At 68.6% G+C, this 22,543-nt stretch carries 22 protein-coding genes and 2 pseudogenes; 5 read left to right on the forward strand and 19 right to left on the reverse strand.

What is annotated here, in order from left to right:
- Positions 1-13: 13 nt before the first annotated feature.
- From ACFY2X_RS16610 to ACFY2X_RS16625, 4 genes are all read right to left on the reverse strand, one after another.
- Positions 14-1,237, reverse strand: a complete 1,224-nt coding sequence (locus tag ACFY2X_RS16610) for a coproporphyrinogen-III oxidase family protein (protein ID WP_389938908.1) — start codon at positions 1,235-1,237, stop codon at positions 14-16.
- Positions 1,234-2,154, reverse strand: coding sequence for a SagB/ThcOx family dehydrogenase (locus ACFY2X_RS16615; RefSeq protein ID WP_389938909.1), 921 nt, complete (start codon positions 2,152-2,154; stop codon positions 1,234-1,236). The genes ACFY2X_RS16610 and ACFY2X_RS16615 overlap by 4 nt, the downstream gene beginning before the upstream one ends.
- An 8-nt stretch (positions 2,155-2,162) precedes the next feature.
- Positions 2,163-2,741 carry a VOC family protein gene (locus ACFY2X_RS16620; protein WP_389939216.1) on the reverse strand — a complete coding sequence of 193 codons (579 nt, stop codon included), beginning with the start codon at positions 2,739-2,741 and terminating at the stop codon, positions 2,163-2,165.
- 86 nt (positions 2,742-2,827) lie between these two features.
- Positions 2,828-2,989 (reverse strand): hypothetical protein, encoded by a 162-nt coding sequence (locus ACFY2X_RS16625; protein WP_389938911.1) that lies wholly within the window; start codon positions 2,987-2,989, stop codon positions 2,828-2,830.
- Positions 2,990-3,321: 332 nt separating this feature from the next.
- Between ACFY2X_RS16625 and ACFY2X_RS16630 the strand changes: the two genes are divergently transcribed.
- Positions 3,322-4,233, forward strand: a complete 912-nt coding sequence (locus ACFY2X_RS16630; protein ID WP_389938913.1) for an ABC transporter ATP-binding protein — start codon at positions 3,322-3,324, stop codon at positions 4,231-4,233.
- Complete coding sequence (locus ACFY2X_RS16635; protein WP_389938915.1) at positions 4,233-4,973, forward strand: ABC transporter permease; 741 nt, start codon at positions 4,233-4,235, stop codon at positions 4,971-4,973. Before ACFY2X_RS16630 ends, ACFY2X_RS16635 begins: the two co-directional genes overlap by 1 nt.
- 27 nt (positions 4,974-5,000) lie before the next feature.
- On the opposite strand, the gene ACFY2X_RS16640 is transcribed toward ACFY2X_RS16635, so the two are convergent.
- A complete protein-coding gene (locus ACFY2X_RS16640) occupies positions 5,001-5,645 on the reverse strand; it encodes a response regulator (protein WP_389938917.1) in 645 nt (214 codons plus the stop codon).
- A gap of 4 nt (positions 5,646-5,649) precedes the next feature.
- Positions 5,650-6,396 carry a sensor histidine kinase gene (locus tag ACFY2X_RS16645; RefSeq protein WP_389938919.1) on the reverse strand — a complete coding sequence of 249 codons (747 nt, stop codon included), beginning with the start codon at positions 6,394-6,396 and terminating at the stop codon, positions 5,650-5,652.
- A 1,012-nt stretch (positions 6,397-7,408) separates the two neighbouring features.
- Between ACFY2X_RS16645 and ACFY2X_RS16650 the strand changes: the two genes are divergently transcribed.
- Positions 7,409-7,714 (forward strand): DUF3817 domain-containing protein, encoded by a 306-nt coding sequence (locus tag ACFY2X_RS16650; protein WP_389938921.1) that lies wholly within the window; start codon positions 7,409-7,411, stop codon positions 7,712-7,714.
- Positions 7,715-7,770: 56 nt separating this feature from the next.
- On the opposite strand, the gene ACFY2X_RS16655 is transcribed toward ACFY2X_RS16650, so the two are convergent.
- From ACFY2X_RS16655 to ACFY2X_RS16665, 3 genes are all read right to left on the reverse strand, one after another.
- The gene (locus tag ACFY2X_RS16655) at positions 7,771-8,712 is read right to left on the reverse strand and encodes a DUF4037 domain-containing protein (RefSeq protein WP_389938923.1); all 942 of its coding nucleotides are present in this window, start codon (positions 8,710-8,712) and stop codon (positions 7,771-7,773) included.
- 166 nt (positions 8,713-8,878) lie between these two features.
- Entirely contained in the window at positions 8,879-9,544 is a 666-nt protein-coding gene (locus ACFY2X_RS16660) for a TetR/AcrR family transcriptional regulator (RefSeq protein ID WP_389938925.1), read from the reverse strand.
- Positions 9,545-9,561: 17 nt separating this feature from the next.
- A complete protein-coding gene (locus ACFY2X_RS16665) occupies positions 9,562-10,389 on the reverse strand; it encodes a hypothetical protein (protein ID WP_389938927.1) in 828 nt (275 codons plus the stop codon).
- A 600-nt stretch (positions 10,390-10,989) separates the two neighbouring features.
- Between ACFY2X_RS16665 and ACFY2X_RS16670 the strand changes: the two genes are divergently transcribed.
- The gene (locus ACFY2X_RS16670; protein ID WP_389938929.1) at positions 10,990-11,877 is read left to right on the forward strand and encodes an LLM class flavin-dependent oxidoreductase; all 888 of its coding nucleotides are present in this window, start codon (positions 10,990-10,992) and stop codon (positions 11,875-11,877) included.
- A 464-nt stretch (positions 11,878-12,341) separates the two neighbouring features.
- A complete protein-coding gene (locus ACFY2X_RS16675; RefSeq protein WP_389938931.1) occupies positions 12,342-13,619 on the forward strand; it encodes an MFS transporter in 1,278 nt (425 codons plus the stop codon).
- Between the two features lie 145 nt (positions 13,620-13,764).
- On the opposite strand, the gene ACFY2X_RS16680 is transcribed toward ACFY2X_RS16675, so the two are convergent.
- From ACFY2X_RS16680 to ACFY2X_RS16725, 10 genes and pseudogenes are all read right to left on the reverse strand, one after another.
- A complete protein-coding gene (locus ACFY2X_RS16680) occupies positions 13,765-14,508 on the reverse strand; it encodes a GNAT family N-acetyltransferase (protein ID WP_389938933.1) in 744 nt (247 codons plus the stop codon).
- Positions 14,509-14,513: 5 nt separating this feature from the next.
- Positions 14,514-15,944, reverse strand: a complete 1,431-nt coding sequence (purB, locus tag ACFY2X_RS16685; RefSeq protein ID WP_389938935.1) for an adenylosuccinate lyase — start codon at positions 15,942-15,944, stop codon at positions 14,514-14,516.
- Between the two features lie 105 nt (positions 15,945-16,049).
- On the reverse strand, positions 16,050-16,715 hold the full coding sequence (locus ACFY2X_RS16690; protein WP_389938937.1) for a TetR/AcrR family transcriptional regulator: 666 nt from the start codon (positions 16,713-16,715) through the stop codon (positions 16,050-16,052).
- A 163-nt stretch (positions 16,716-16,878) separates the two neighbouring features.
- Positions 16,879-17,292, reverse strand: coding sequence for an SRPBCC family protein (locus tag ACFY2X_RS16695; protein ID WP_389938939.1), 414 nt, complete (start codon positions 17,290-17,292; stop codon positions 16,879-16,881).
- Between the two features lie 731 nt (positions 17,293-18,023).
- Positions 18,024-19,199: an MFS transporter gene (locus tag ACFY2X_RS16700; RefSeq protein WP_389938941.1), complete on the reverse strand. Its 1,176-nt coding sequence runs from the start codon at positions 19,197-19,199 to the stop codon at positions 18,024-18,026.
- Positions 19,200-19,442: 243 nt separating this feature from the next.
- The gene (locus ACFY2X_RS16705) at positions 19,443-20,675 is read right to left on the reverse strand and encodes an RNA polymerase sigma factor (protein ID WP_389938943.1); all 1,233 of its coding nucleotides are present in this window, start codon (positions 20,673-20,675) and stop codon (positions 19,443-19,445) included.
- Positions 20,672-20,995, reverse strand: a complete 324-nt coding sequence (locus tag ACFY2X_RS16710) for a YciI family protein (RefSeq protein WP_389938945.1) — start codon at positions 20,993-20,995, stop codon at positions 20,672-20,674. The genes ACFY2X_RS16705 and ACFY2X_RS16710 overlap by 4 nt, the downstream gene beginning before the upstream one ends.
- Positions 20,996-21,048: 53 nt before the next feature.
- On the reverse strand, positions 21,049-22,062 hold the full coding sequence (locus ACFY2X_RS16715; RefSeq protein ID WP_389938947.1) for a dihydrofolate reductase family protein: 1,014 nt from the start codon (positions 22,060-22,062) through the stop codon (positions 21,049-21,051).
- Positions 22,063-22,150: 88 nt separating this feature from the next.
- Positions 22,151-22,312, reverse strand: a pseudogene (locus ACFY2X_RS16720) (IS5/IS1182 family transposase); the annotation flags it as partial.
- Between the two features lie 5 nt (positions 22,313-22,317).
- Positions 22,318-22,461, reverse strand: a pseudogene (locus ACFY2X_RS16725) (transposase); the annotation flags it as partial.
- Between the last annotated feature and the right edge of the window lie 82 nt (positions 22,462-22,543).

Below are 22,543 nucleotides of genomic sequence, written 5' to 3' on the forward strand. Positions count from 1 at the left end.
CGTGCGCCGGCGGTCAGGCGAGCAGGGCCGCCGCCCTCGGCTCGTCGCCGCCGGGCGCGGCGATCCCGGCGAACTGCAGGTCGATGAAGGCGCCGGTGATCTGGTCGCGGCGCAGCCGGACACCGTCGGCGTCGCGGTGGACCTCGGCCACCCGTTCCAGGAAGCCGAGCAGGTGGCGACAGGGGCCGAGCGCCAGGACCTCCTCCAGCGGAACGCCGGTCCGCTCCTGCCACAGCGTCCGCGAGGCGCCTTCGAACGTGGTGAGCGACTGGTAGAGCAGCCGGGAGGAGATGGCCGGGGACGCCGCGGGGTAGCGCTCGTCCATGTGCAGCGGGTCTCGGTTGTAGGCGGCCAGGAAGCCGCGACGGTGCGCGAGGTACTCCCCGGCGATAAGCGAGGTGGCGCCGGAGCCGAACCCGGCCCAGTCCATGCGGAGCTGGAAGTAGGCCAGGTCGCTGAGACATCGGTGGTGGCCGAAGTGGCTCATCGCGTACTCCGGCAGGTCCGCGTCCACCAGCATGGCCGCGGCCCGCGTGTACGCGCTCTTCTGCTCCGAGCGCAGCATGGCGGTGGTTCCGCGGGTCACCTGTCGGCGCAGCACGGTGCCGTGGGCGGGCCGGTAGGGGTACAGCGCCACGTGTGTCACCGGCAGGTCGAGCGCGGCGCGCACCGACGCGGCGACCTCCTCGACGTCCTCCCCGGGCAGGCCGCAGATCAGGTCGATGGACCGGTCGTCGAACCCGGCCTCGGCGGCCAGGTGCACGGCGCGGCGCGCCTCGGCGGCGTCGTGGCTACGGCCCAGCCTGCGCAGCCGCCGGTCGTCGAAGGACTGCACCCCGCTGCTCCAGCGCCGGAAGCCGACGCGGCGGAAGGCGGCGAGCTTGGCCGGGGTGAGGCTCTCCGGGCTGCACTCGATGGTCGCCTCGGCCATGCCCTCGGACAGGTCGAACACCTCGTGCAGGGCCGTGCCGATCTGCTCGATCTCATGCTCGGCGAGGATGCTGGCCGTGCCTCCGCCCCAGTACATGATGGCCGGCCGGTACCCGCGAGCGGCCAGGTCCGCGCCCCGTTCCCTGATCTCTCGGCAGAGCGCGGCGATGTAGGCGCGCCTCGGGGTGTCGGCGGGGCGCAGCAGCAGTTCGGCGGTGGGGATCTCGGTGACCCAGTCGCAGAAGTGGCACTTGGAACTGCAGAACGGGATGTGCACGTAGACCAGCAGCGGTCGTGCCTCGTTCACCCCGGCCATCCGACGAAGATCGTGTGGGCCAGGAAGGACAGCACCCCGTCCAGTCCGAGCGCCTCGTTGGACAGGTCGTCGATGTAACTGGAGCAGTCGGTCGTCCCCAGGCCGAACCCGGTGGCGGCCAGGTGGATGTTCTGCGCCATGCCGCCGCACTCGTGCAGCACGAAGCGCATGCCGCGCGGGCCGTACTTGCGCATGGACCGCCAGGGCCTGGCCACCAGGAGGACGACGGCCGCGGCGCTCTCGACGGAGATGATGCCGCCGGGGATGGCGAACGACTCGCGCAGCCGGTCCACCGTGGCGCGGTCCCCGGTGCGGACCAGGACGTCCTCAACGGGGCTGTAGCGGTAGGTGCCGACAGCGAGCTCGGGCACGTCCAAGGCGGCGAGGTGGACCTCGACGGGGTAGAGTCCGCCACCGCTCGGCACCGCGCGGAACCGGTAGGTGGCGGTGCCGCCGCGCATCAGCTCGGCGTCGGCCTCGCCGGTGACGCCGGCGGCGAACCGCAGCATCGTGCCCACCTCGGCCAGGGCGACCGGGTCGCCGGTATACCTGCGCACGCTGCGCCTGCGTGCGACGGCCTCGTCCAACGCGATCGCCAGCGGGACCGGCGGCGGCAACTCGACGGTGTCGGCGGCGTTCGGCGTCTCGTGGTCGATCACCGACAGGGCGGTGGCCATCACGTCGCCGAAGTAGTCGGCGCCGGAGAGCTGCGCCTCGCGGTCCCACGGGGCGAAGCGGCCGGCGACGATGAACTCCTCGGCCACGCGGGGGAAGCGCGCCTCGCCCAGGTTGTCATAACGTGCCTGGTGGGTGCGCAGGCCGGCCGCTTCGAGGCCCGGGCTGAGCAGGCGGTAGGCGCTCACCCCGGCGCTGGCCTCGGCGAGTTGCGGGTCGGTGACGTTGTCCATCGACGCACTTACCCCTCGAAGATCTCGGTGGGCGGAGGCACCTTCCGGTTCAGCGCGATCGACTGGTCGACGAGCTGCTCGGCGGTGACGGGGGTGGCGTACTCGCCGAGCCGGAACGTCGCGTGGGCCCACTCGTTGAACTGCACCAGCCCGAACCGGTTGCCCTCGGCGTCGGCCACGCTGGCGCCGCTGCCCATCGAGTCGCCCGCGTCGCCGTGATAGAAGGGGCTGTCGCGGAACTGTTCCTGGAACTCCGGCTTGAGCTGCTTGGGCAGCGGCAGGTCGTAGGGCCCGGCGGTCACCTTGCCACCGTGCTCGACGATCTGCTTCAACACGGCGTCCAGGTCGGCGACGTGGTAGTAGAGGGTCACCGGCTCGCCGGGGAACCTGCGCTGGTTCACCGTGAGCAGGATTCCGTCGCTGGACACCGGCGCGTGGTAGGAGATTTCGTACGAAAGTGAACGCGCCAGCGGCATCCCGAGGAACGCCTGATAAAAGGCGAGGCCGCGTTCCATGTCGTCGACCGGGATGTTGATGAGGACGGGCTTGGGAATGGCGCAGACGTCGATTTTCGAGTCGTTCTGCATGGCTGGCACCGCGCTTTCCTGTCGATGATCGGCATTTGGTGGAGGCGGGGCCCGAAAGACGAGCCGCGGGCCCCGCTGCTTGCTGGTTACGGCCGCACGATGGCGCCGCACGAACTGGACGTGCAGCCCGCGCAGCACGACGACGCGCCCGGTACGACGACGCCGAACTCCGCACCGGACAGGCCGGCACCGAGCGGCTGAGCGGTCATGCTGCGGTGGTCGATGGTCGCGGTGCTCTCAAGCTTCATGAGTGGTTCACCCCCTCACACGGCTGCCGAACGGAGGCCCCCAGAAGATCGAGGTCGCGGATTCATGGCTGGCCCGGGCTCCGCACCCGACCCACCAAAAAGCCCCATTTCACTTTGTCGGACGCACCGATCCTCACATAACCGATTTTTCTGTCAATGATGAGAACTTAACCATGCCGGCAGTGACAAATGTCATCGGTAAATGATGGAAAACGAGTCTGTGGACTTTTCTGACGTCAGCCGTAAAGTGCTACGGCGGCGAGACTTCGGGTTTCCGTCTTTCCGCCGCACGCTGATCGCGTCCGCCGACGACACCGGGAGGCGCTGACCACATGACACGTGACACCGCGCAAGTGAGCATCAAAGACGCGGCGTTCAGCTATGGCAGGCTGCGAGCGCTCGCGGGGGTCTCCCTGGAGGTCCGCGCCGGCGAGGTCGTCGCCCTGCTCGGGCCGAACGGCGCGGGCAAGAGCACGCTCACCCACGTCATGCTGGGTCTTCTGACGCCACAGGCCGGCCAGGTGCACCTGTTCGGCGCCCGCCCGCAGAACGCCGTCGCGCGCGGGCGGGTCGGGGTGATGCTTCAGGACACCGGCCTGATGCGGTATGTGAGCGTGCGCGAGCTGGTGGGTCTGGTCGCGGCGCAGTACGGCCGGGCCGCCCGGACCGAAGACATCCTCAGGGACGCCGGGCTGGCCGACCTCGGGTCGCGTCGCGTGGGCAGGCTCTCGGGCGGCCAGCGGCAGCGGGTCAAGTTCGCCCTCGCCATCGCCGGAGACCCCGAGCTGCTCTTCCTCGACGAGCCCACCGCCGCGCTCGACGTACAATCCCGCCACGCGTTCTGGCAGGACATCCTCGACCGGGCCGGGCGGGGCAGGACGATCGTGTTCGCCACCCACTACATCGAGGAGGCGGAGGAGTACGCCAATCGGATCATCGTCCTGCAGGAGGGCAAGGTGGTGGCCGACGGGCCCGCCCGGCAGATCATGACCCGGGTCAGCGACGTGACCCTCCGCTTCGGCAAGCAGGAGGCGCGCGAGGAGGATCTCGCCCGTCTTCCCGGCATCGTGCGGGTGCGGAACGGCCCCTCCGAGGGCGGACGCTGGGAACTGGTCACCTCCGACCAGGACGCGACGCTCGACACCTTGTACGGTGCCGGACGGTCGGGGGTGACCGGCTTGGAGATCTCCCGCACCTCGCTCGAGGACGTCCTGCTGGCACTGACGAAGGAGACCGGACGCTGATGGGCCGCTACATTCGGCTGGACGTGGTGAGCATGGTGCGCAGCGGCTACTTCCTGGTCTTCTCCGTGCTCTTCTCGGCCGGCTTCTACGTGATGTTCACCAAGCTGTTCACCGTGCAAGGCTGGACCGAAAAGCCCGGGTTCGCCGCCACGTACATGCTCTCCCTCGCAGTGTCGGGTGCCTTCTACGCGGCGCTCACCGGCGGCGGGATCCGGCTCGGTGAGGAACGTGGCAGCGGCTGGGCGCGCCAGCTCACCCTTACCCCGCTGTCACCCCGGCGGTATGTGCTCGGCAAGCTGGTCGCGGCCTGGCTGCTCGCCTTTCCGGCGCTCATGGCCATCTTCCTGCTCGGCGTGACGCTCAACCAGGTGACCATGCCGGCCGTCAACTGGGCGCTCACGCTGGCGGCGACCTGGGGCGGCAGCCTCTGCTTCGCCGTGTTCGGCGTGGCGATCGGGCTGCTGGTCGCCGGGGACGCCACGCAGTTCGCCTGCCTTGGGGTGTTCTTCCCGCTGGCCATCCTGGGCGGCCTGTGGTTTCCCACCTCGGCCTTCCCCGAGGCGGTGCGCCAGGTCGTCCAGTACCTGCCCACCAGCGCGCTCTACCGGCTCGGGCTGGCCGCCGAGCAGGGGACGGGGCCGGTGGCCATACCGCTGCTGGTGCTGGCGTGCTGGACGGCGCTCGCCGGCATGGCCGTCTTGGCGCGGCTGCGTCCCGAAGCGCTGAGCCCCGCCCGGTAGACGGGGCTCATGGCGCGCTCGCGACCGTCACAGCCAGTCGTTGGCCGCGGCGATGCGCACCGCCTCGTGACGGTTACGCGCGCCGGTCTTCTGGATCGCCCGGGTCAGGTAGTTGCGGACGGTGCCGCCGCTCAGCCGCATCGTCTTGGCGATCTCAGCGATGGCGAGGAAGTCGCGGGCGTGACGCAGCACCGCGACCTCCTGCCTGGTGAGCGGACAGGGCTTGGCCAGCGCGATACGGGCGGCGAGCCTGTCGTCGATCACGAACTCGCCCGCGGCCACCTGCCTGATCGCGACGACCAGTTCGGCCGGCGAGGTGTCCTTGACCAGGTAGCCGCGCGCCCCGGCGGCCAGTGCCGCCCGCAGGGCGTCCGGCTCGCGGAACGCCGAGAGGATCAGGCATCTGGTCTGCGGCGACCGCTTCCCGAGCGCCGCCACCACCTCCACCCCGTTGCGCGCGTCGTCCTCGGCGTTCCCCGCCTTCCCGGGCATCTGGAGGTCGACCAGTGCCACGTGGGGCTGCGTCAGCGTACCCATGGACACGGCCTCCTCCACGCTCGCCGCGCTCCCCACGACCCGCAGGCCCGGATACCCCGACAGCAGCAGTTCCAGCGCGTTGCGAATCAGGCTCTGGTCCTCGGCGATGAGGATGTCCAGCGGTGCTTCCGGCATGGCGCTATCTCCCTTTGACGAGCCTCGCGACCACCCGGACACCCCCGTCCTGCGAGCGCCCGATGAGCAGTTCCCCGCCGACTTGTTCAAGCCGTTCCCGCAGTCCTGTCAGGCCGGCCCCGGGCACCACCGCCCATCCGGGGCGCCCGTCGTCCTCCACCGTCAGCCGGTCGGGTCCGAAGATCACCCTGCAGGTCTGAGCGCCGCTGTGCTTGACCACGTTGGTAACGGCTTCGCGCAGGAACCATGCGAACGCCGCCCGCCGGTGGACCTCGGCAGGGACGCCGAACACCGCCAGATCGATGCCCGCCCAGATCAGCAGTTCGCGGGCATCGTCCAGCTCCGCCGCGACGTCCGGGGCCCGCATCTCCTCGACGACGGCCAGCGTGTTGTTCAACGTCGTCCGGGCCAGCGCCGCGATGTGGCGCAGTTCCTCCTCCACATGGCGTCCCGGCTCGCTCCGCGCCACCACCTCGGCCCGCATGACCAGTGCGACCAGGTCGCGGCCGACCAGGTCGTGCAGGTCCTGGGAAAGCCGCCGACGCTCGCGCTCGGTGGCCAGCCGCTCGGAGGTCTTCTGGGTCTCCCACTGGGTGACCGTGAACTCGATCAACTGGTGGATGCCGGTCAGGGTGACGGCGAACACTCCCAGCTCGAGCGCCAGCATGCCGAGTTGGACCGGGGCGATTCCGCGGAGCAGCCCGACGAACACCACGATGAGGACGCATCCCGCAGCGGAGATCAGCCCCACGTACGGACGGTGCGTTATGACCAGTGCGGTAAGCAGATAAAAGGGCAGATAATAAATCCAGCTAGGCGGCAGGCCGGGAATCAGCGCAAATCCCCCGACCACCATGCCGGCGAATGCCCATGGCGTGCGGATTCGCTCGGTTCGCGGTATCGAAGAGGACACCACCCGGACATAACAGACACCAAAGAAGGCCACACCTCCGGCCACGATGAACCATCGGGAAGGGGTGGGGTCCCGATCCACGAAATCGGGCCATAGCGTGAGGGTGAGCAGCAGAAACGCGACCGTGAACAGACGCATCCCCTTATAGAGGCTAGCCGACGGTGCGCTACTCGCCCGAGCGAACTCCACCTCGTCCCGCACGGCACAAATCGTCCCACATTAAACGACACTTGAGGAGGTTGGTCAGCGAAACTCTACACAAACGCCACACTCGACAGCGGACCAGATTAAGTAAAACGAAAAGACTCCTACGCGGACGACGGAAGGAGAGGCCGATTTCTCACGGCATTACCCACTCAGATGATAGGAAATACACTCGAGGCACCCGGGCGCCCTGGAGATCATCTTCGATCGGCAGGTGTGCGAATGCGACCGGCGATTTCACGACCAAGATGGTCACCCGCGGCATCGAGGCCACCGCCAACGCCTTCCACCGGCATTCCCGGATCAGGCATTACCGCAAGAACGGCAAGGCCCCGCGGATCGAAACCGTCGTCAACGCCCCGAACGATCGGGGCTGCCGGCGCCGTCTGCGCACCCTCGACGAGCTGCCTGATGACCGGACTGCCCGGCACGCCGTACCCCATGACGAACGCCGGCTACGATCTCACCCGGCCGCGCCGCAACAGCCTCATCGCCACATGCGCTCCATCGAGCACCACCTCAACGACCGGCTCACCCAAGCACGCCTTTCCGCAGCGGCTCGGCAACGCTGCCCGGCTGCCGAAGTCATCGTCACCAAGGCCCTAGGCTTGGGGCCGTTGCCCGCATCCGAGGAGAGGTGTCCGCTGTGCCGACCGCACTGCGTTTGTTCCGTTACGTGGCGATTGCCGAGGCATGTTCATGGGCGGGGCTGCTGGTGGGCATGTACTTCAAATACTTCACCGACGCGGGCGACCTGGGAGTGAAGATCTTCGGCCCGATCCACGGCACGCTGTTCGTGCTCTACGTGGCCGGGGTGTTCGCCGCGGCCCGGGTGGCGCGCTGGAGCACGGGCACGATCGTGCTGGGCCTGGCGTGCGCGGTGCCCCCGTTCACCTCGCTGTGGTTCGAGCGGCGCATGCTGGGTCGCGGCCGCGAGCCGGTCGCGGCCTGAGACCTGAGAGCTGTTCCGCGGAGCTTCGCCTGCGCCGCGGATCCACGAACAGACCCCTAGAGATCGAGTACGGCTCGCATCGCCGTACGGCACCTCTCCGGGTCGGTGAGCAGGTCGGTGGAGCCGCTGAGCTGGTCGACCGACCCGATCGGGGGCAGCGCCCGGATCCAGGGGTCGGCTATGGCTCCGGTGAGCGCGTCGGCGAAACGCTGGGCACCGATCACCTGGAACGGCCGGTCGTGAAAGCCGCGGGTCGCGGTGTCAAGCTGCTCTCCCACGCCGAGCCGGTTGTGCAGGGCGGCGACGCGCCGGTAGGCGTCCCCCAGATGAGACTCCCGGGTTCGCCAGTCACCGGCCGCGACCGCTCTGGACAGGTCCTCACCGAGTTCGGCCGTGCCGGACAGGCGCGCGAAAGCGCTGCCCAGCCATTTGGCGTACGGCGGGTAGCGACGGCGCATCAGCAGCACCAACCGCATCAGGTCGCGGGCCAGAGAGGCGGTGAGCACCGCCGAACCGAGATCGTCGCCGACCTCCCCGCACCGGCCGGGAAAGGCCTCCTGCTGGGCCAGGATCCTCCACTGACATGCCAGTACATACAATCCCAGATCTCCGGGGTACCAGCGCAAGGCGGCGCGGGCGCGCTCCAGCGTGCCCAGGCCGTCGTGGAAAACCTCACCACAGGTGACCTCGGCCAGCCGCTGCCAGGGCGTGGCCAGCCAGTCCAGCGTGGTCGGAGGTCGCAGCGGGTCGAAGCCGATCCGCTCGCGGAACCAGGCGGTCACATCGGTGACCTGCACACCGTCCGACACGCCGAAACGGGTCGGGTAGCCGCCGAAGGCCTCCGGCAGATTGCCGACGACGATCGAGCGGACCTGTTCGGTCAGTTCCGGGGAGACGAACAGCACCACCCGGGGCCCCCAGTCATGGTCGGTGGAGCGTTCGGTGTCGAACGCCAGCACCTCCGAACCGGCGCCGATGAGCGCCGCACTGTGTGGCACGTCGGCGACCATAGGCCGCACGACCTGGGCATAAAAGTCACGCGAAAGCGCCAGACCAGGCACAAAACTGGACATCATTTCGTCAACTCTGCCTGCCGGAACCGCCGGGCGCACCAGGTTTTTCACCGTACGGCGGGCACGCCACCGCACACGGCGAAACCACCGGTCAAAGGCGGCTCGCGCTGCGGTAGCGGGCGAGAAAGACATCGACACCCGAGGTGATCGTGCGAGTCAGCTCGGCGTCGTCGATCTCGAGATCCGGCTGCAACGTCTTGACGAGCTGCGGCACGCCCACCGTCAGCGCCACAAGCTGCTGCACGGCCAGAACGGGGTCGGGCACGTCGAGCACACCCCGCTTGTGAAGCTCGGTGATCGCGTTGACCAGTGGCGCGTTGTTCATCTCGTAGCTCACGCGATACCACAGGTGACCGAGTTGCGGGAACCTGTCGATCTCGCCGATGACCAGACTGCGCAGCGACAGGATGTCGTCGCGCAACAACAGCTTGGTCCAGTCAAGTGTCAGGCGGATCAGGGCGGTCCGCAGGTCGGAGGCCTCGGCGATCATGGAATTGTAAGGCTCCAGATCGGCGTAGGTCTTCGGCAGGACACCACCGATCACCGCGAGGAAAAGCCGCTCCTTGTTGCCGAAATGTTTGTAGATGGTCGGTTTGGACACCTTGGCACGGCTCGCGATCGAGTCGACCGATGCCGCGGCGTAACCCTCGCGCAGAAACTCCGCCAGCGCCGCTTCGATGATCGATTCGCGCTTGCGCTGGGTGGTGTTGACGGCGTCAGGGATGACCGGAATGCCGAACTCGTTCAACAGATCCATGGCGCTCACTATATGAACTAAACGGTTTGGTTGAGCAGGCTCGCGAGGGCCGGTCCTGCCGCCGTGCCCAGCAGAAAGGCCAGGTTGAACAGGCCGATCACCGCCGGACGATGCTCCTCGGGCAGGTCGGCGATCGCGGGGCCGATGAGCACGCCCTGGCCCGACGCCGCGGAGAACGACCCGGCGGCCGACCCCAGCAGCAGCCCGGCGACCCACGGGCCGCATCCCGCCAGCACGAGCGCGGCGACGGAGGCCGCCATCAGCACCGCCCGCAGGCCGACCGGCCCGAGACGGGGCGCGGTCCGCACGAGCGTCCACGAGAGCATCGCGCCGGCGAACGAGGCCGCCGACGACGCGATCCCCGTCTGCACGGCCGACCACCCGCTGAGCGCGGCGAGCCGGGACGGCGCCGCGTAGACCAGCCCGAAGTTGACCGTGGCCAGCGCGAGCATCAGCACCGTCGCGACCAGGAAGGTTTTCTCCCTCAGTACGGCGAGCGGAGGGAAGAACGGTGCCCGCGAGCGCCCCGACTCGGCCAGGCCCAGGGCGGCGGGCACGGCCAGCAGGCTGAGCAGCGGCAGGGCCAGAACGGCCTGCCACGACAACAGGTTCATGACGACCGCCCCGGCGAAGACGCCACCGGTGCCGCCGGCCGCACTGCCGATCGCGACCAGACCGGTGGCCTGCCGCGATCCTGATCGGTTGGCCACGTGGAACGCCACCACGTTGAGCCCGCCCGCACCCGCCGCGGCGGGCGCGACCAACGCGGTCAGTCGCAGGCCGAGACCCATCCAGGACTTCGGCCTCGCCGAGGAAAGCGGCGAAGTCGAGACAAGGGCGGTCATGACGGGATCCGCCTCGCCCAGTCGGCCCCCGACGGGGGCCCTTCGCCCTCGAAGCCGGAGACGGCCCGATTCACACGGGAACCTGCGCTTGAACTCATGGCAAGAATTTAACTACACGGTTTAGGACATAGTCAACACTGAACGGTTTAGTTGACGAATGAAACTGATCCGTTTAGTGTCTTCCTGCACTGCTCCCCGAAGAGGTGAATCGATGAGCGACCTAGGGAGTGCCCCGTGGTCTCGTCCGCCGCGAGCGGCGATCCGAACGGATATCCCGCAACGCGGAGAAGCCGCCGGAGCATGGCGGCACACCCCGAGGCTGCACGAGCGGGAAGCCTGCGTGGCGCTCTCATGGCAGAGCGACAACGCAGCGAGGCGCCGCCTGAGCGCCGTGCAGTAAGACAGAGTTCTGCCATGCAGTAAGACAGAGTTCTGAGGAACGTCCTCCTCCGGGGGTCGCCCCGCAGAACTCAACAACCCGGCAGAAGCCTTCAGAGCTCAGCAACCCAACAGAAGACGGTCGCGTCCGCATCGACCTCGACGCGGCACCACCGACTCACATATCCCGCGCCCAAACTCGAACGACTCCGTGAGCTGACCATGACCTTTCGCTTTGGCCTCCAACTCAACCCCACCGCCGCCGACCTCCGGTCCATCCGCGAGCTCACCAGGCTCGCCGACACCGAAGGCCTCGACCTGCTCGGCGTGCAGGACCACCCTTACGCTCCCCAGCTCGCCGACACGTTCACGCTGATCGGTACGCTCCTCGCCGACACCACCCAGATCCGGATATTTCCCGACGTGGCGAGCCTTCCCCTCCGCGGGCCCGCCCTCATCGCCAAGGCCGCGGCCACGCTCGACCTGCTGAGCGGAGGACGGTTCGAGCTCGGCCTGGGCGCCGGTGGCTTCCAGCAGGCCATCGCCGCCATGGGCGGGCCCACCCACACTCCCGCCACGGCGCAGGCCGCGCTGGAAGAGGGCATCGAGATCATGCGGGCCATGTGGCAGTCCGGCCACACGGTCAGGGTGACCGGTGAGCACTACACCGTCGACGGCATCCACAGCGGTCCCGCCCCGGCTCATCCGATCGGCATCTGGCTCGGTTCCGTCGGCCCGCGCGGCCACGCCCAGACCGGTCGCATCGCCGACGGTTGGGCCGCGCCGATTCCTTCGTACCTTCCCTACGAGAAATGGGATACCGCCCAGCGGACGATCAGCCAGGCCGCTCTCGACGCGGGGCGCGACCCGGCCGACATCACCCGCCTGGCCCAGATCGTCGGCCACATCACCGACACCCCGGCACGCAGCCTTCCAAAGGAAGGCAGCGATCCCATCCGCGCCACGCCCGCCCAGTGGGCCGAGTTCATCGCCGGGCTTGAGGGTTTCGACGCCGCCATCTACTGGCCCGAGCAGGCCGACTCCACCCAGCTCCTGCGCTGGACACGCGAGGTGGTCCCCGCGGCCAGAGCACTGATCGACAAGAAGTGATCCCGGCGGCGCCGAGAGTCACCCGGCACGGGAGAAATCCAGCGTCGCAGTTCGCCGGATATGGTTCGGCGCCGCGGGCCACGGCTCGTCCTGCGCGCCGTGGCCGGCACCTTCAGATCGGCCGCCTCCTGCTCACACCTGGCTTCCCTGCCAGGACTCCCCCCGCCAGACCCCCGCCGGATCCTCGCCAGAACGGCGATCCGCCGTACCGTCCCGGCTCCTCCCATCCAGGAAACCCCGCCAAACCCACCAGGAGACCCTGTCAGACGACGCCCCGGTCTTCCTGTCCCGTTTCACTCCCCTGATCGGCCACCCACCATGCCCCGGCCACCCGGCCGTCTTCCACCCCGCACCACCACCCCCCTCTGATCGGCCATCCGCCATGTCACGGGCACCCGGCCGTCCTTCATCGAGGCCCGCGCCGCCTTCGCGGCTGGAAACTTCCGGGCCTGTTTAGGAGTGTCATGTTCAGCAAGTTTCTCCCGGCTTCCGGGGCGCCGCGGGTTCTGGCCCTGGCACAGTTGATCGGCGCCGTCGGCGACGGCGCTTACTACGTCTGCTCGGTGCTGTACTTCACCCGGATCGTGGGACTGTCGCCGACCCAGATCGGCTTCGCCCTGACCCTCGGCTGGGCCGTCGGTTCTGTCATGGGGGTACCGCTCGGGCATCTGGCCGACCGGCGGGGGCCACGTGGCGTGGCGGCGCTGCTGGCCGTCGCGACCGCTGTGACGGTCGGCTCCTTCCTGTTCGTCAGATCGTTCCCGGCGTTCGTGGTGGCGGCCGTCCTCTACGCCACCTGCGTCAGCGGCTTCGGGGCCGCACGGCAGGCGTTGCTGGCCGGGCTCGTGGAGCCGGAGAGACGGACCGAGACACGGGCGTACCTCCAGTCGACGGCCAACGCCGGGCTGGCCGTCGGCGCGGCGTTCGGCGGGGTGGCGTTGCACATCGGCACCTCGACGGCGTACCTGGCCGTCTTCCTCATGGACTCGGCCAGTTTCCTCGCCGCGGCTCTGGTGCTCCTGCGGCTTCCCGCAGTGCCGCCCGCTCCTGCCGTGGCCGGTGGTGAGGCTCACCTGACGGTGCTGCGGGACCGGCCCTACGCCCTGATCACCCTTCTCAACGCGTTCATGATGCTCTACATGCCGCTGCTCAGCGTGGTGCTCCCCCTGTGGATCGTGCAGCGGACCACGGCTCCGGCCTGGATGGTGTCGGCGCTGCTGGTGCTCAACACCCTCAGCGTGGTCCTGTTCCAGGTCCGGGTGGCCCGGCGAGTGACCGGCCTTGCGAGCGCTTCCCGGCTCGTACGGCACGCGGGTGTGGTGATGCTCGCCGCGTGCGCGGTGTTCGCGCTGTCGACGGGGACATCGACGTGGGTCGCGGTAGGCGTCCTTCTGGCCGGCGCCGGTTTGCAGGTGCTCGGGGAGATGCTGCTGGCCTCCGGCGCGTGGGAGATCGGTTTCGCTCTGGCACCCTCGGACAAGCAGGGCCAGTATCAGGGTTTCTTCGGCATGGGTGTGACGGTGGCGAGGATGGCCGGCCCGCTGCTGCTCACCACGCTGATCCTCACCCAGGACGCCCGGGGGTGGCTGGCGCTGGGCGTGTTGTTCCTACTCGCCGGGTTCGCCACGGGCCCGGCCGTGCGCTGGGCGGAACAGGCCCGCCTCACGTCCGCCGGGCGTGAGGGCCTCCTGGCCGGGCAGGCCATCGACGAGACGGCCGTCGGCAACGCGATGTCCCGGTGAGCGGCCGGCGGCACGCCCGGCGGCGACCCCCGACCGGCCCGCTCGTACGTGTGCCGCCTGCGGATCACGGGTGGTGAACGGGGTGCCGCCGACAAACGACCACCCCGTCATCGGGGTGCGGCAGCGGTCGATTCGTCAGGGATTCTCAGCCCACAACGCACGCCGCCACCGGCCGGCCGCGCAAGCCCAGGCGCTCGTAGAGGCCGATGGCTCCGTGGTTGTCGGCGTCGACCATCAGGGCGACCCGGCCGTGCACGGCGACCAATTCGTCGAAGACGAACCGGCACACCCTTTCCCCGTATCCTCGCCGCCGGCGGGTGACAGCGGTGGCCACCCCGGCGACGAACCCCACCTGCGGGCAGGACCAGGCGTCGGCGGCCGTGGCCACCAGGGCCCCGTCCGGGCCGCGCAGTCCCGCCCAGCGGCGGATCCCCGCCAGGCCGGGAACCGCCCACGCCGACGGAGACGCCTCGGCCAGCAGGGCACTGACCTCACCGTCGGCATCTCGTAACCACCCGGCCTCGCCCGCGTCCTCACCAGCGTGCTCCTCGGCCGGGGACAACGCCTGGGCGCTGTCCATCCACTCGAACGAGTGCGCCGGCCCGCCGGCGGGCAACCGCTCGACCAGCTCGGTGATAAGCGCCTGATCGCCCTGCAGCCGATATGACGACCCCAGCTCGGGCAGCGCCAGCCGTACCAGGGCGGCCACCTGGTGCGCGGGCCCGCGTACCGTCAACCGGTCGCGGCGGTTCAGCTGGGGGCAGGCCACGGCCACCGCCTCCCCCAGCGCCCATGCCCGCACCCCGTCGCGCATTCCCTGCGCGGTCCACACGATCAGTGTGTCGTCACCGCTGGCGGCGACCACATCGCCGACCTCGGTGAGTTCCACCCCGTTCAGAGGATCGCGCCGGGGGCGTAGGCGGCCGCCACCGGGTAGCGGGTGGTGATCTCACCGATTCGCGCCACGACCGCCTCGACCTGCTCGGCCGCCGCTCCGGTGAACGCGATCCGCTGCTCGATCAGCCCGGCCAGCGCGTCCGCGTCCAGCGGGAAGCGCTCATCGGCCGCCAGGCGCTCCAGCAGCTCGTTGCCCACGCCCCGCTCGCGCATCGCCAGGGCCGACGCGACCGCGTGCTCCTTGATCAGCTCGTGTGCGCTCTCCCGGCCCACCCCTGCCCGCACCGCGGCCATCAGCATCTTCGTGGTCGCCAGGAACGGCAGGTACCGGTCCAGCTCGGCGGCGATGACCGCCGGGAACGCGCCGAACTCCGAGAGCACGGTCAGCATCGTCTCCACCAGTCCGTCAAAGGCGAAGAACGCATCCGGCAGCGCCACCCGGCGCACCACCGAGCAGGACACGTCGCCCTCGTTCCACTGGTCGCCCGCCAGCTCTCCCGCCATGGAGGCGTAACCACGCAAGATCACCGTCAGGCCGTTGACCCGCTCGCACGAGCGGGTGTTCATCTTGTGCGGCATCGCCGAAGAGCCGACCTGTCCCTCGGCGAAGCCCTCGGTGACCAGCTCGTGCCCGGCCATCAGCCGGATCGTCTTGGCCAGCGAGGAGGGGGCCGCGGCCAGCTGCACCAGCGTCGTGACCACCTCGTAGTCCAGCGAGCGGGGGTAGACCTGCCCGACGCTGGTCAGGCGGTGCGCGAACCCCAGGTGCGCGGCCACCCGATCCTCCAGCCGCGCCAGTTTGTCCCGATCGCCACCCAGCAGGTCCAACATGTCCTGGGCGGTGCCCACCGGGCCCTTGATCCCGCGCAGCGGGTAGCGGACGATCAGCTCCTCCAGCCGGGCGAAGGCCACCAGCAGCTCGTCGGCCACCGACGCGAAACGCTTACCGAGCGTGGTCGACTGCGCGGCCACGTTGTGCGACCGCCCCGCCATCACCGTGCCCGAGTGCTCGGCGGCCAGTGTCCCCAGGCGGGCCAGCAGCGCCACGCACCGGTCACGGACCACCAGCAGGCTGTCGCGGATCTGCAGCTGCTCGACGTTCTCGGTCAGGTCCCGCGAGGTCATGCCCTTGTGCACGTGCTCGTGCCCGGCCAGGGCGTTGAACTCCTCGATGCGGGCCTTGACGTCGTGGCGGGTGATCCGCTCCCGCTCGGCGATGGAGGCCAGGTCCACCTGCTCGACGACCTTCTCGTAGTCGGTCACGGCCTGCGCGGGAACCTCGATGCCCAGTTCTGCCTGCGCGGCCAGCACGGCCAGCCACAGGCGCCGCTCGGCTGTCACCTTGTACTCGGGAGACCACAGGCGGGCCAGCTCGGCCGAAGCGTAGCGGGCGGCCAGGACATTGGGGATAAGCGGCTTGGCAGTCACGTTGTGTCAGTCTATTGGGATCGGCGCGCACACCACCGCGCGGGGCACCCGTCATCGCCCTCGCCGTCCCGGTCTCCGCAGCGGAACGCCCGCGCCGGACCCGCTCTACGCCTTGTTCTCTCCGTTCTCTTCGCGGTTCTCTCCGCGAGGAGGATCACCCGGGAGTCCGAGGGTACGGTGGACCATCTGGTGCATGTGGGCACGGAAACGCCGCAGGGCGCGCGGGTCGTCCGGGCCGCGACGCTCGCCCGCCTTGTCGAGCACCCCGCTCTGGACGAAGCTGTGGACGCACCAGATCACCGAGTTGATCGTGTAGTCCAGATCGGCGTCCCCCGCGGTCGCCACCGGGGCGACGGTGTCGATGACGAGCTGGGCCAGCGGCTGGACGTACTGCGGCTCCAGGTGGGTGATGTCGCTGGCGTCGGAGAGCCAGCGATGCATCCACAACGCGGGGAACTCGGGATTCTCCGCGCAGAAGTCGATGTAACTGTCGATGAGCCGGTGCACGGCGGCGACCTTCCGCTCGGGCGAGGCGGCCATCAGGTCTTTGACCGCCGCCTCCAGGACGGCCGTGTGGGTCCGGTGGGCGCGCTCCATGACCGCGAGATACAGGTCCCGCTTGGTGCCGACGTGGTAGCTGACGGTGGCGATGTTCAACCCGGCGGCTTCGGCTATCTGACGGGTCGACGTGCCGTCGTAGCCGAGTGCGGCGAACAGCCTGGTCGCGACCTGCAGGATCATTTCCCGCTGACCGCCTTCATCAGAAACCATGCAGATGACCGTAAATCGGACATATCGCCCAGTCAATCACTTGATTGACAAACCTTGGTCAAGGTCACCAGCAGGTCCACCGTACAGGCCGGGCGTGACACCCGCTCGCCGCACGGAGGCGACCAGGCCCGCCGTACGGCGAGCGGGCACCCCGGCCCGCGGTTCAGCCCCGTACCGCCGCCTCGATCGCCTGCTTCATCTCCGCCGCGCCGCGTTCGACGCGGATCCGGATCTCGGCGGCGAGCGGGTGCGGCAGGACGTCGGTGGTCCAGATCAGCCGGCTCGCCAGGTCCCCCTCAGGGCGGACCTCGAACGAGGCGTGATGGTGCTCGACCGGCGGCCGCGCGCCCTCGACGACGGAGTAGGCCAGGCGGCGGGCGTCATCGTCGATCGCGACGATCAGCTCGCGGATCACGTGTCCGTCGGGGAAGGTCAGGAACCGCTGGTCGCCCTCGATCCGGGTGCCGGCGACGCGGCCGGGCAGCAGGCGCTCGTGCACGGCGCCGACGTCGCGCAGCACGTCCCAGGTGTGCTCGGGGGACGCGTCGATCACGATTTCGTGGCGGATGGAGGCCATGGGGCCGGAGACTCCTCTCAGAGCGGGACAGATCGCGATCAACCTAGCCGGAGCGCATCCGGGCCGCCTCACCCCGGGCATGCCGCCCGCCCCTGGGCTTGCAGCGCAGACGCTCCTTGGTCCGCTCCAGCATCACGTAAGGTCAGCACGCGGAACGCCGAAATTCATACAACGAAGACCGATTACGCCTCCCCAGGGAAAACGGTCCGTCGGCCGCACCTTCAGAGTGAACCATCTACACAAAGTTCGAGATGTTCTGACTTTTCTAGAAATATGTGAAAATAGCGCCACGTCCACCCGCGCGGCAGCTTTCGCCGCAGCCGGCCGAATCCTCGCCCATGCTCGCGCCCGCAGAGACGCTCTCTTTCCCGAGGAAGCAGCACGCGAGGCCTATGTGCCGGGTGGTCTCTCCATCAAAGAGATTGCCGCCCTCATCCACACACATCGACAGATGGCTCGCGACCAACTCACCCACCGCATAGACTCGTCCCCCGAATTTTTGCTTGTTGATGTGAGTCTTTAGTCCTCTATTGGGGGCCGACCGTTAGGTTGGCCCCCAGAGCGCCTTTACAAAGTATATCACAACCCCATTAGCGTTTAGGCGCGCACAAGAGCAACGCTTCAAGCTCTCTGCACTGAGCCTCTACACGGCGAGCTGAAGCCTGCGCCGTTGCTCGGCGAGAAGGGTTGGCGTCTGAACATGTCAATAGTGCAGCGTTCCGCGTCGCCTTTCATCGCTGTATCACGGGTCCGGCCGAGATACGGCCAGAAGCGGCCACGAGCCGATCATGTTCGTAATCTCGGAAGGGGATTGGAGCCTCTCCGAGTAGGGCCACGCAGGACCCGACGGTCAGCAGCCCGCCGGCGAGGAAGGTGCTCCGTACATCGGCGAGCGGCAGGACCAGTCCCCCAAGCGCGGCACCCGCCGCGATGCCGACGTTGTAGGCACCGGAGTTCGCTGCGAGGGCAATGTCCGTGCGGCCCGGCGCGTAGTGCAACATCGCGTTTTGCGTGGTCATGAACACCGGGCCGAGTGCGCCGCCCATCAGCGTAAGGAACATCACCGCCGCCACCGGATGAGCGCCGTACGCGTACAGGCCGAGCATGCCCACGGCCTGCGTGGTCACGGCGGTGGCCAGCGCGGTCTGCGGAAAGCGGTCCAGGAACGCCCCGGTGATGCTCACTCCGGCCAGACACGCGACGCCGAAAACCACGAACAGGATGCTGACCGCGCGGGGGGAGAACCCGCTCACGTCGCCCAGGAACGTGACGATGTAGGTGTATCCCGTGAACGCCCCGGTGGCGGACAAGGTCCCGGCCGCCAGCACCGTCCCGAACCGCCACGCGTCGGGATCGGTCGCGTAGGCGGCGGGCTCTTCTTCCGGACGAGAAGTCGGCAGCAGAACGGCGATCGTCACCAAAGAGACAAGCCCCAGAGCCGCCAGCATGGCGATGGGCACCTGCCAGGTACTCTTCTGGCCCAGCCAGGTCCCAGCGGGAACACCGAACACGAGGGCGAGCGAGCCAGCCACGGACAGCGCCCCGACCACACGCCCCCGAAACTCGGGTGCGAACAGGCCCACCGCGACCGGCCCCATCACGGCCCAGAACAGCGCCTGGGCGAGCGCGGTCAGCAGCCGCGCCACGAGGAGCAGCCAGTAAGAGGGGGCCAGCGCGGCAACGAGACTGGACACCACGAGCGCGGCCAGCAGTCCCATGAGCACATAACGTCGGGGCACGGCCCGCACGACGTGGGCAATCGGCACAGATGCGATGGCCACCGTAACGCCGTAACCGGTGACCAGGAGACCAACCGCTGACAAGGACACCCGTAGGTCTTCGGACATGAGCCTCAGGAGGCCGACCGGCAGGTTCTCCGCGGTGTTGAAGGTGAGGGCGGCCAGCATCAGAGCCCCGAGCACCGCCAGCCTGTGCCATGGAGCCGGACATCGCGTGATCGTACGGTCTCTTCCTGTCCTCGCCCGTTGCCCCTGCTCAGTGGCACCATTCATGCAGATACCCCACCAAGCTCAACAGTCCCAGTGCAACCGAATTCATCCGCGGCCCTGACGTTCTCAAGATCGACTCATGGCCGGTTTTACCCGTATCTCGGCTGGACCCGTATCAAGTGCGCTCTTCAAGCGCGGGCGCTACTGCAGTTGGTCGCGGCGGCGGGTGAGGTAGACGGTCTCGCCGGTGTTGCCGGCCAGCTCGATGGCCCGGTCGTAGGCCGCGCGTGACTGCTGACTTTGGCCCAGCCGGCGCAGCAGGTCGGCACGGGTGGCGTGGTAGGCGTGATAGCCGGCCAACGCCTCGGCGAGGTGGTCAACGATGGCCAGTGCCACCTCCGGCCCGTCGAGCTCGGCCACGGCGATGGCCCGGTTGAGGGCGATGATCGGCGAGGGGTCGAGGCGGACGAGCTGGTCGTAGAGGGCGAGGACCTGCGACCAGTCAGTGTCGCGGATGTCACGGGCGGAGGTGTGCACCGCGTTGATCGCGGCGAGGATCTGGTAGCGACCCGGAGCCACCCCGGCAGCGGCAGCGGCCAGGCGCTCGCGCACCAGCCGATGACCTTCGGCGATCAGTTCCGCGTCCCAGGCCCCACGGTCCTGCTCGTCGAGCGCGACCAGTTCGCCGTTCGCCGAGATCCGGGCGGTGCGGCGGGCCTCGGTGAGCAGCATCAGCGCCAGCAGCCCGGCCACTTCTCCGTCCTGCGGCAGGAGCGCGCGGATCAGGCGGGTGAGCCGGATCGCCTCGGTGGTCAGCTCGTGTCGTACGGGATCGGTGTCGGGGCCGCTGGCCAGGTAGCCCTCGTTGAAAACGAGGAACAGGACTGCCAGGACGCCGGAGACACGAGCCGGCAGATCATCGGCGGACGGCATCCGATAGGGGATGCGAGCCGCCTTGATCTTGGCCTTCGCGCGGGTGATGCGCCGCTCCATGGTGGTCCCCTGCACCAGGAAGGCACGGGCGATCTCGGGCACGGTCAGACCGCCGAGCATGCGCAGCGTCAACGCCACGCGCGCTTCCATCGCCAGCGCCGGGTGACAGCAGGTGAAGATCAGCCGGAGCCGGTCGTCATCGATGGCGCCAACAGGCTCGGGCGGGTCGTCGTATGTCATCTGAGCCTCCCTGTGCTTGTCGTCGCGCTTGTTCTCACGCCGGATCCGGTCGATGGCCTTGCGGTTGGCGGTGGTGGTCAGCCACGCGCCGGGATTGGGCGGCACACCGTCGGCCCGCCACCGTTCCACGGCGGTCGCGAACGCCTCGGCAGCCACCTCCTCGGCGATGTCGAGGTCACCGAAACGCCTGGTCAGGGCGGCCACCACCCGCGCCCACTCGTCGTGGTGGGCCCGGGTGATCGCCTCCTCGACGTCGCTCACAGGAACGGCCGCACCTCGACCTTCCGATCGCAGACCTTCGACGCCTCGGCGGCGAGCTTGAGTGCCACATCCAGATCGGGGGCCTCCCACACCCAGACGCCGGCGAGGTACTCCTTCGACTCCACGAAAGGCCCGTCGCTGAACACCGCCTGCTCGCCCCGGTTGTCGATGACCGTGGCCGCGTCGGTGTCCGCGAGTCCGCCCGCGAAAACCCAGTAGCCCTCGGCGATCAGTCGTTCGTTGAACGCGCTGATGGCAGGCCGCCTGTCCGTGCTGCCGGGATTGCTCTTGTCATCGATCACGGAAACCAGGTACCGCATCTGAAGATCATCTCCTGTGGTGTCAAGACAGCGTGGTTCGCTGGTCAGGGACTTCAGGCCGTTGCATACCGCGGGCGCCCGGCCGGCCGGTAGACCTGGATCGTCACACCCTTCGAGTCGACCCGCGACTCGACCAGGTCGAGCGCAAGATCCGGACCGGTCTCCGGGAACAGTCTCGCGCCCTGGCCGAGGATCACCGGGATCACGATCAGAATCATCTCGTCGACCAGGTCGTTCTCCAACAACCACTGGGTCAGGATGCCACTGCCATGCACCTGCAGCTCACCCCCGGGCTTGGCCTTCAGCTCACTGATAGCCGCCGCGAGGTCACCGCGGAGAACGGTCGTGTCCTCCCAGCGCGGCGCGGTGAGCGTGGTCGAGGCAACGTACTTGGGGGCCTCGTTCAAGGCCACGCCGATGGGATGTGCGCGCATCTGGTCTATTGATCCCCAGGAGCCGGCGAACAGCTCGTAGGTGCGCCGGCCGAACAGGAACGCCTCTGCGCGCTGGTAGGTCTGCGTGATGAACGTCCTGGTCTCGTCGTCGCCCTTCCCCCGGGCCCATCCGCCGCGCTCGAATCCGTTCCTGCGGTCATCCGACGCGGCGCCGTTTCCCTGCATCACTCCATCGATGGTGACCTGAGTCATGGTCGTCAGCTTCATGATCGCGGCTCCTTGGCCTTGGCTCCGCCCCTTGCGGGCGGCCTCACCCCTGCTACGAACACCACCGCCCCGATCCGACACCTCCTCCCGGATTTCTTTGAAGAATTTTCCGTGACGCCGGTCGTCATCGATCGACAGCACGACAGTGTCGCGGCGACTGCGCTCCACCTCCTCAAGCGCGCCCAGTGCGGACAAGCTCGTGGACCAGGTCGATCGCGAAGATCCTGACCAGTGGTGGCGGGCGTCGAACGGCTCGGGCGCGTGGGCGACCTCGTCGGTGGCGTAGTCGCCGAAACGCTGGATGCGGGCGTCGGACCGAGCATTGCGATCGTCGCTGGAGGTGGCCTTCACGGGAACCGCGCCATCTTCTGAAAGCACTTCACCGCCAGCACCAGCGCGAAGCACGATTCGGGACTGCCGGTGCGCTGATCGGCCCAGGCCGCCTCCTCCGGCGACGGCGTGAAGAACACGTGCAGCACCCGCGCCGACGTCAGCGGAACCAGTGCAGGAGCGCGATCGTCTGCTCGACCACCCAGCGGTGCACGCCGAGGCCGGAGCCATGCGCCGTGCCACGGCGGGCGATGACCGGGCCAATCCGTTTCTCGCGCGCCGAACGGCGGTGGCAATCGTGGTCGTAGGCCCGGTCGGCATACAGCGTTGCCGATCCCAGACACCGGTCTGCTGCCAGTCGCGCAACCAACGCCAGCAGGTCATCCCTGAGCCGAAGCCCAGTTCCCGGGGCAGGAACTCCCCCAGGATCGCGGTGGAGAGCACGAACAGGATGCCGCACGGGACCTTACGGTCATCGAGTCCTCGGCGTCACCGCCCATCCCACCGTAGAGTGGGTCGCTCAGCTCGGCCACAACCTCGTCATGGACCTGTAAGA

It is taken from the genome of Streptosporangium sp. NPDC000396 (genome assembly GCF_042898655.1).
Lineage (GTDB): Bacteria > Actinomycetota > Actinomycetes > Streptosporangiales > Streptosporangiaceae > Streptosporangium.

Excerpts from the sequence above, each read along its gene's own strand:
- ACFY2X_RS16710 (WP_389938945.1), bottom strand. The coding sequence starts at position 20,995 with ATGCGGTACCTGGTTTCCGTGATCGATGACAAGAGCAATCCCGGCAGC.
- ACFY2X_RS16675 (WP_389938931.1), top strand. The coding sequence starts at position 12,342 with ATGTTCAGCAAGTTTCTCCCGGCTTCCGGGGCGCCGCGGGTTCTGGCC.
- ACFY2X_RS16695 (WP_389938939.1), bottom strand. The coding sequence starts at position 17,292 with ATGGCCTCCATCCGCCACGAAATCGTGATCGACGCGTCCCCCGAGCAC.
- ACFY2X_RS16635 (WP_389938915.1), top strand. The coding sequence starts at position 4,233 with ATGGGCCGCTACATTCGGCTGGACGTGGTGAGCATGGTGCGCAGCGGC.
- ACFY2X_RS16620 (WP_389939216.1), bottom strand. The coding sequence starts at position 2,741 with ATGCAGAACGACTCGAAAATCGACGTCTGCGCCATTCCCAAGCCCGTC.
- ACFY2X_RS16640 (WP_389938917.1), bottom strand. The coding sequence starts at position 5,645 with ATGCCGGAAGCACCGCTGGACATCCTCATCGCCGAGGACCAGAGCCTG.
- ACFY2X_RS16700 (WP_389938941.1), bottom strand. The coding sequence starts at position 19,199 with ATGCTGGCCGCCCTCACCTTCAACACCGCGGAGAACCTGCCGGTCGGC.
- ACFY2X_RS16630 (WP_389938913.1), top strand. The coding sequence starts at position 3,322 with ATGACACGTGACACCGCGCAAGTGAGCATCAAAGACGCGGCGTTCAGC.
- ACFY2X_RS16665 (WP_389938927.1), bottom strand. The coding sequence starts at position 10,389 with ATGACCGCCCTTGTCTCGACTTCGCCGCTTTCCTCGGCGAGGCCGAAG.
- ACFY2X_RS16615 (WP_389938909.1), bottom strand. The coding sequence starts at position 2,154 with ATGGACAACGTCACCGACCCGCAACTCGCCGAGGCCAGCGCCGGGGTG.
- ACFY2X_RS16660 (WP_389938925.1), bottom strand. The coding sequence starts at position 9,544 with ATGGATCTGTTGAACGAGTTCGGCATTCCGGTCATCCCTGACGCCGTC.
- ACFY2X_RS16690 (WP_389938937.1), bottom strand. The coding sequence starts at position 16,715 with ATGGTTTCTGATGAAGGCGGTCAGCGGGAAATGATCCTGCAGGTCGCG.
- ACFY2X_RS16625 (WP_389938911.1), bottom strand. The coding sequence starts at position 2,989 with ATGAAGCTTGAGAGCACCGCGACCATCGACCACCGCAGCATGACCGCT.
- ACFY2X_RS16670 (WP_389938929.1), top strand. The coding sequence starts at position 10,990 with ATGACCTTTCGCTTTGGCCTCCAACTCAACCCCACCGCCGCCGACCTC.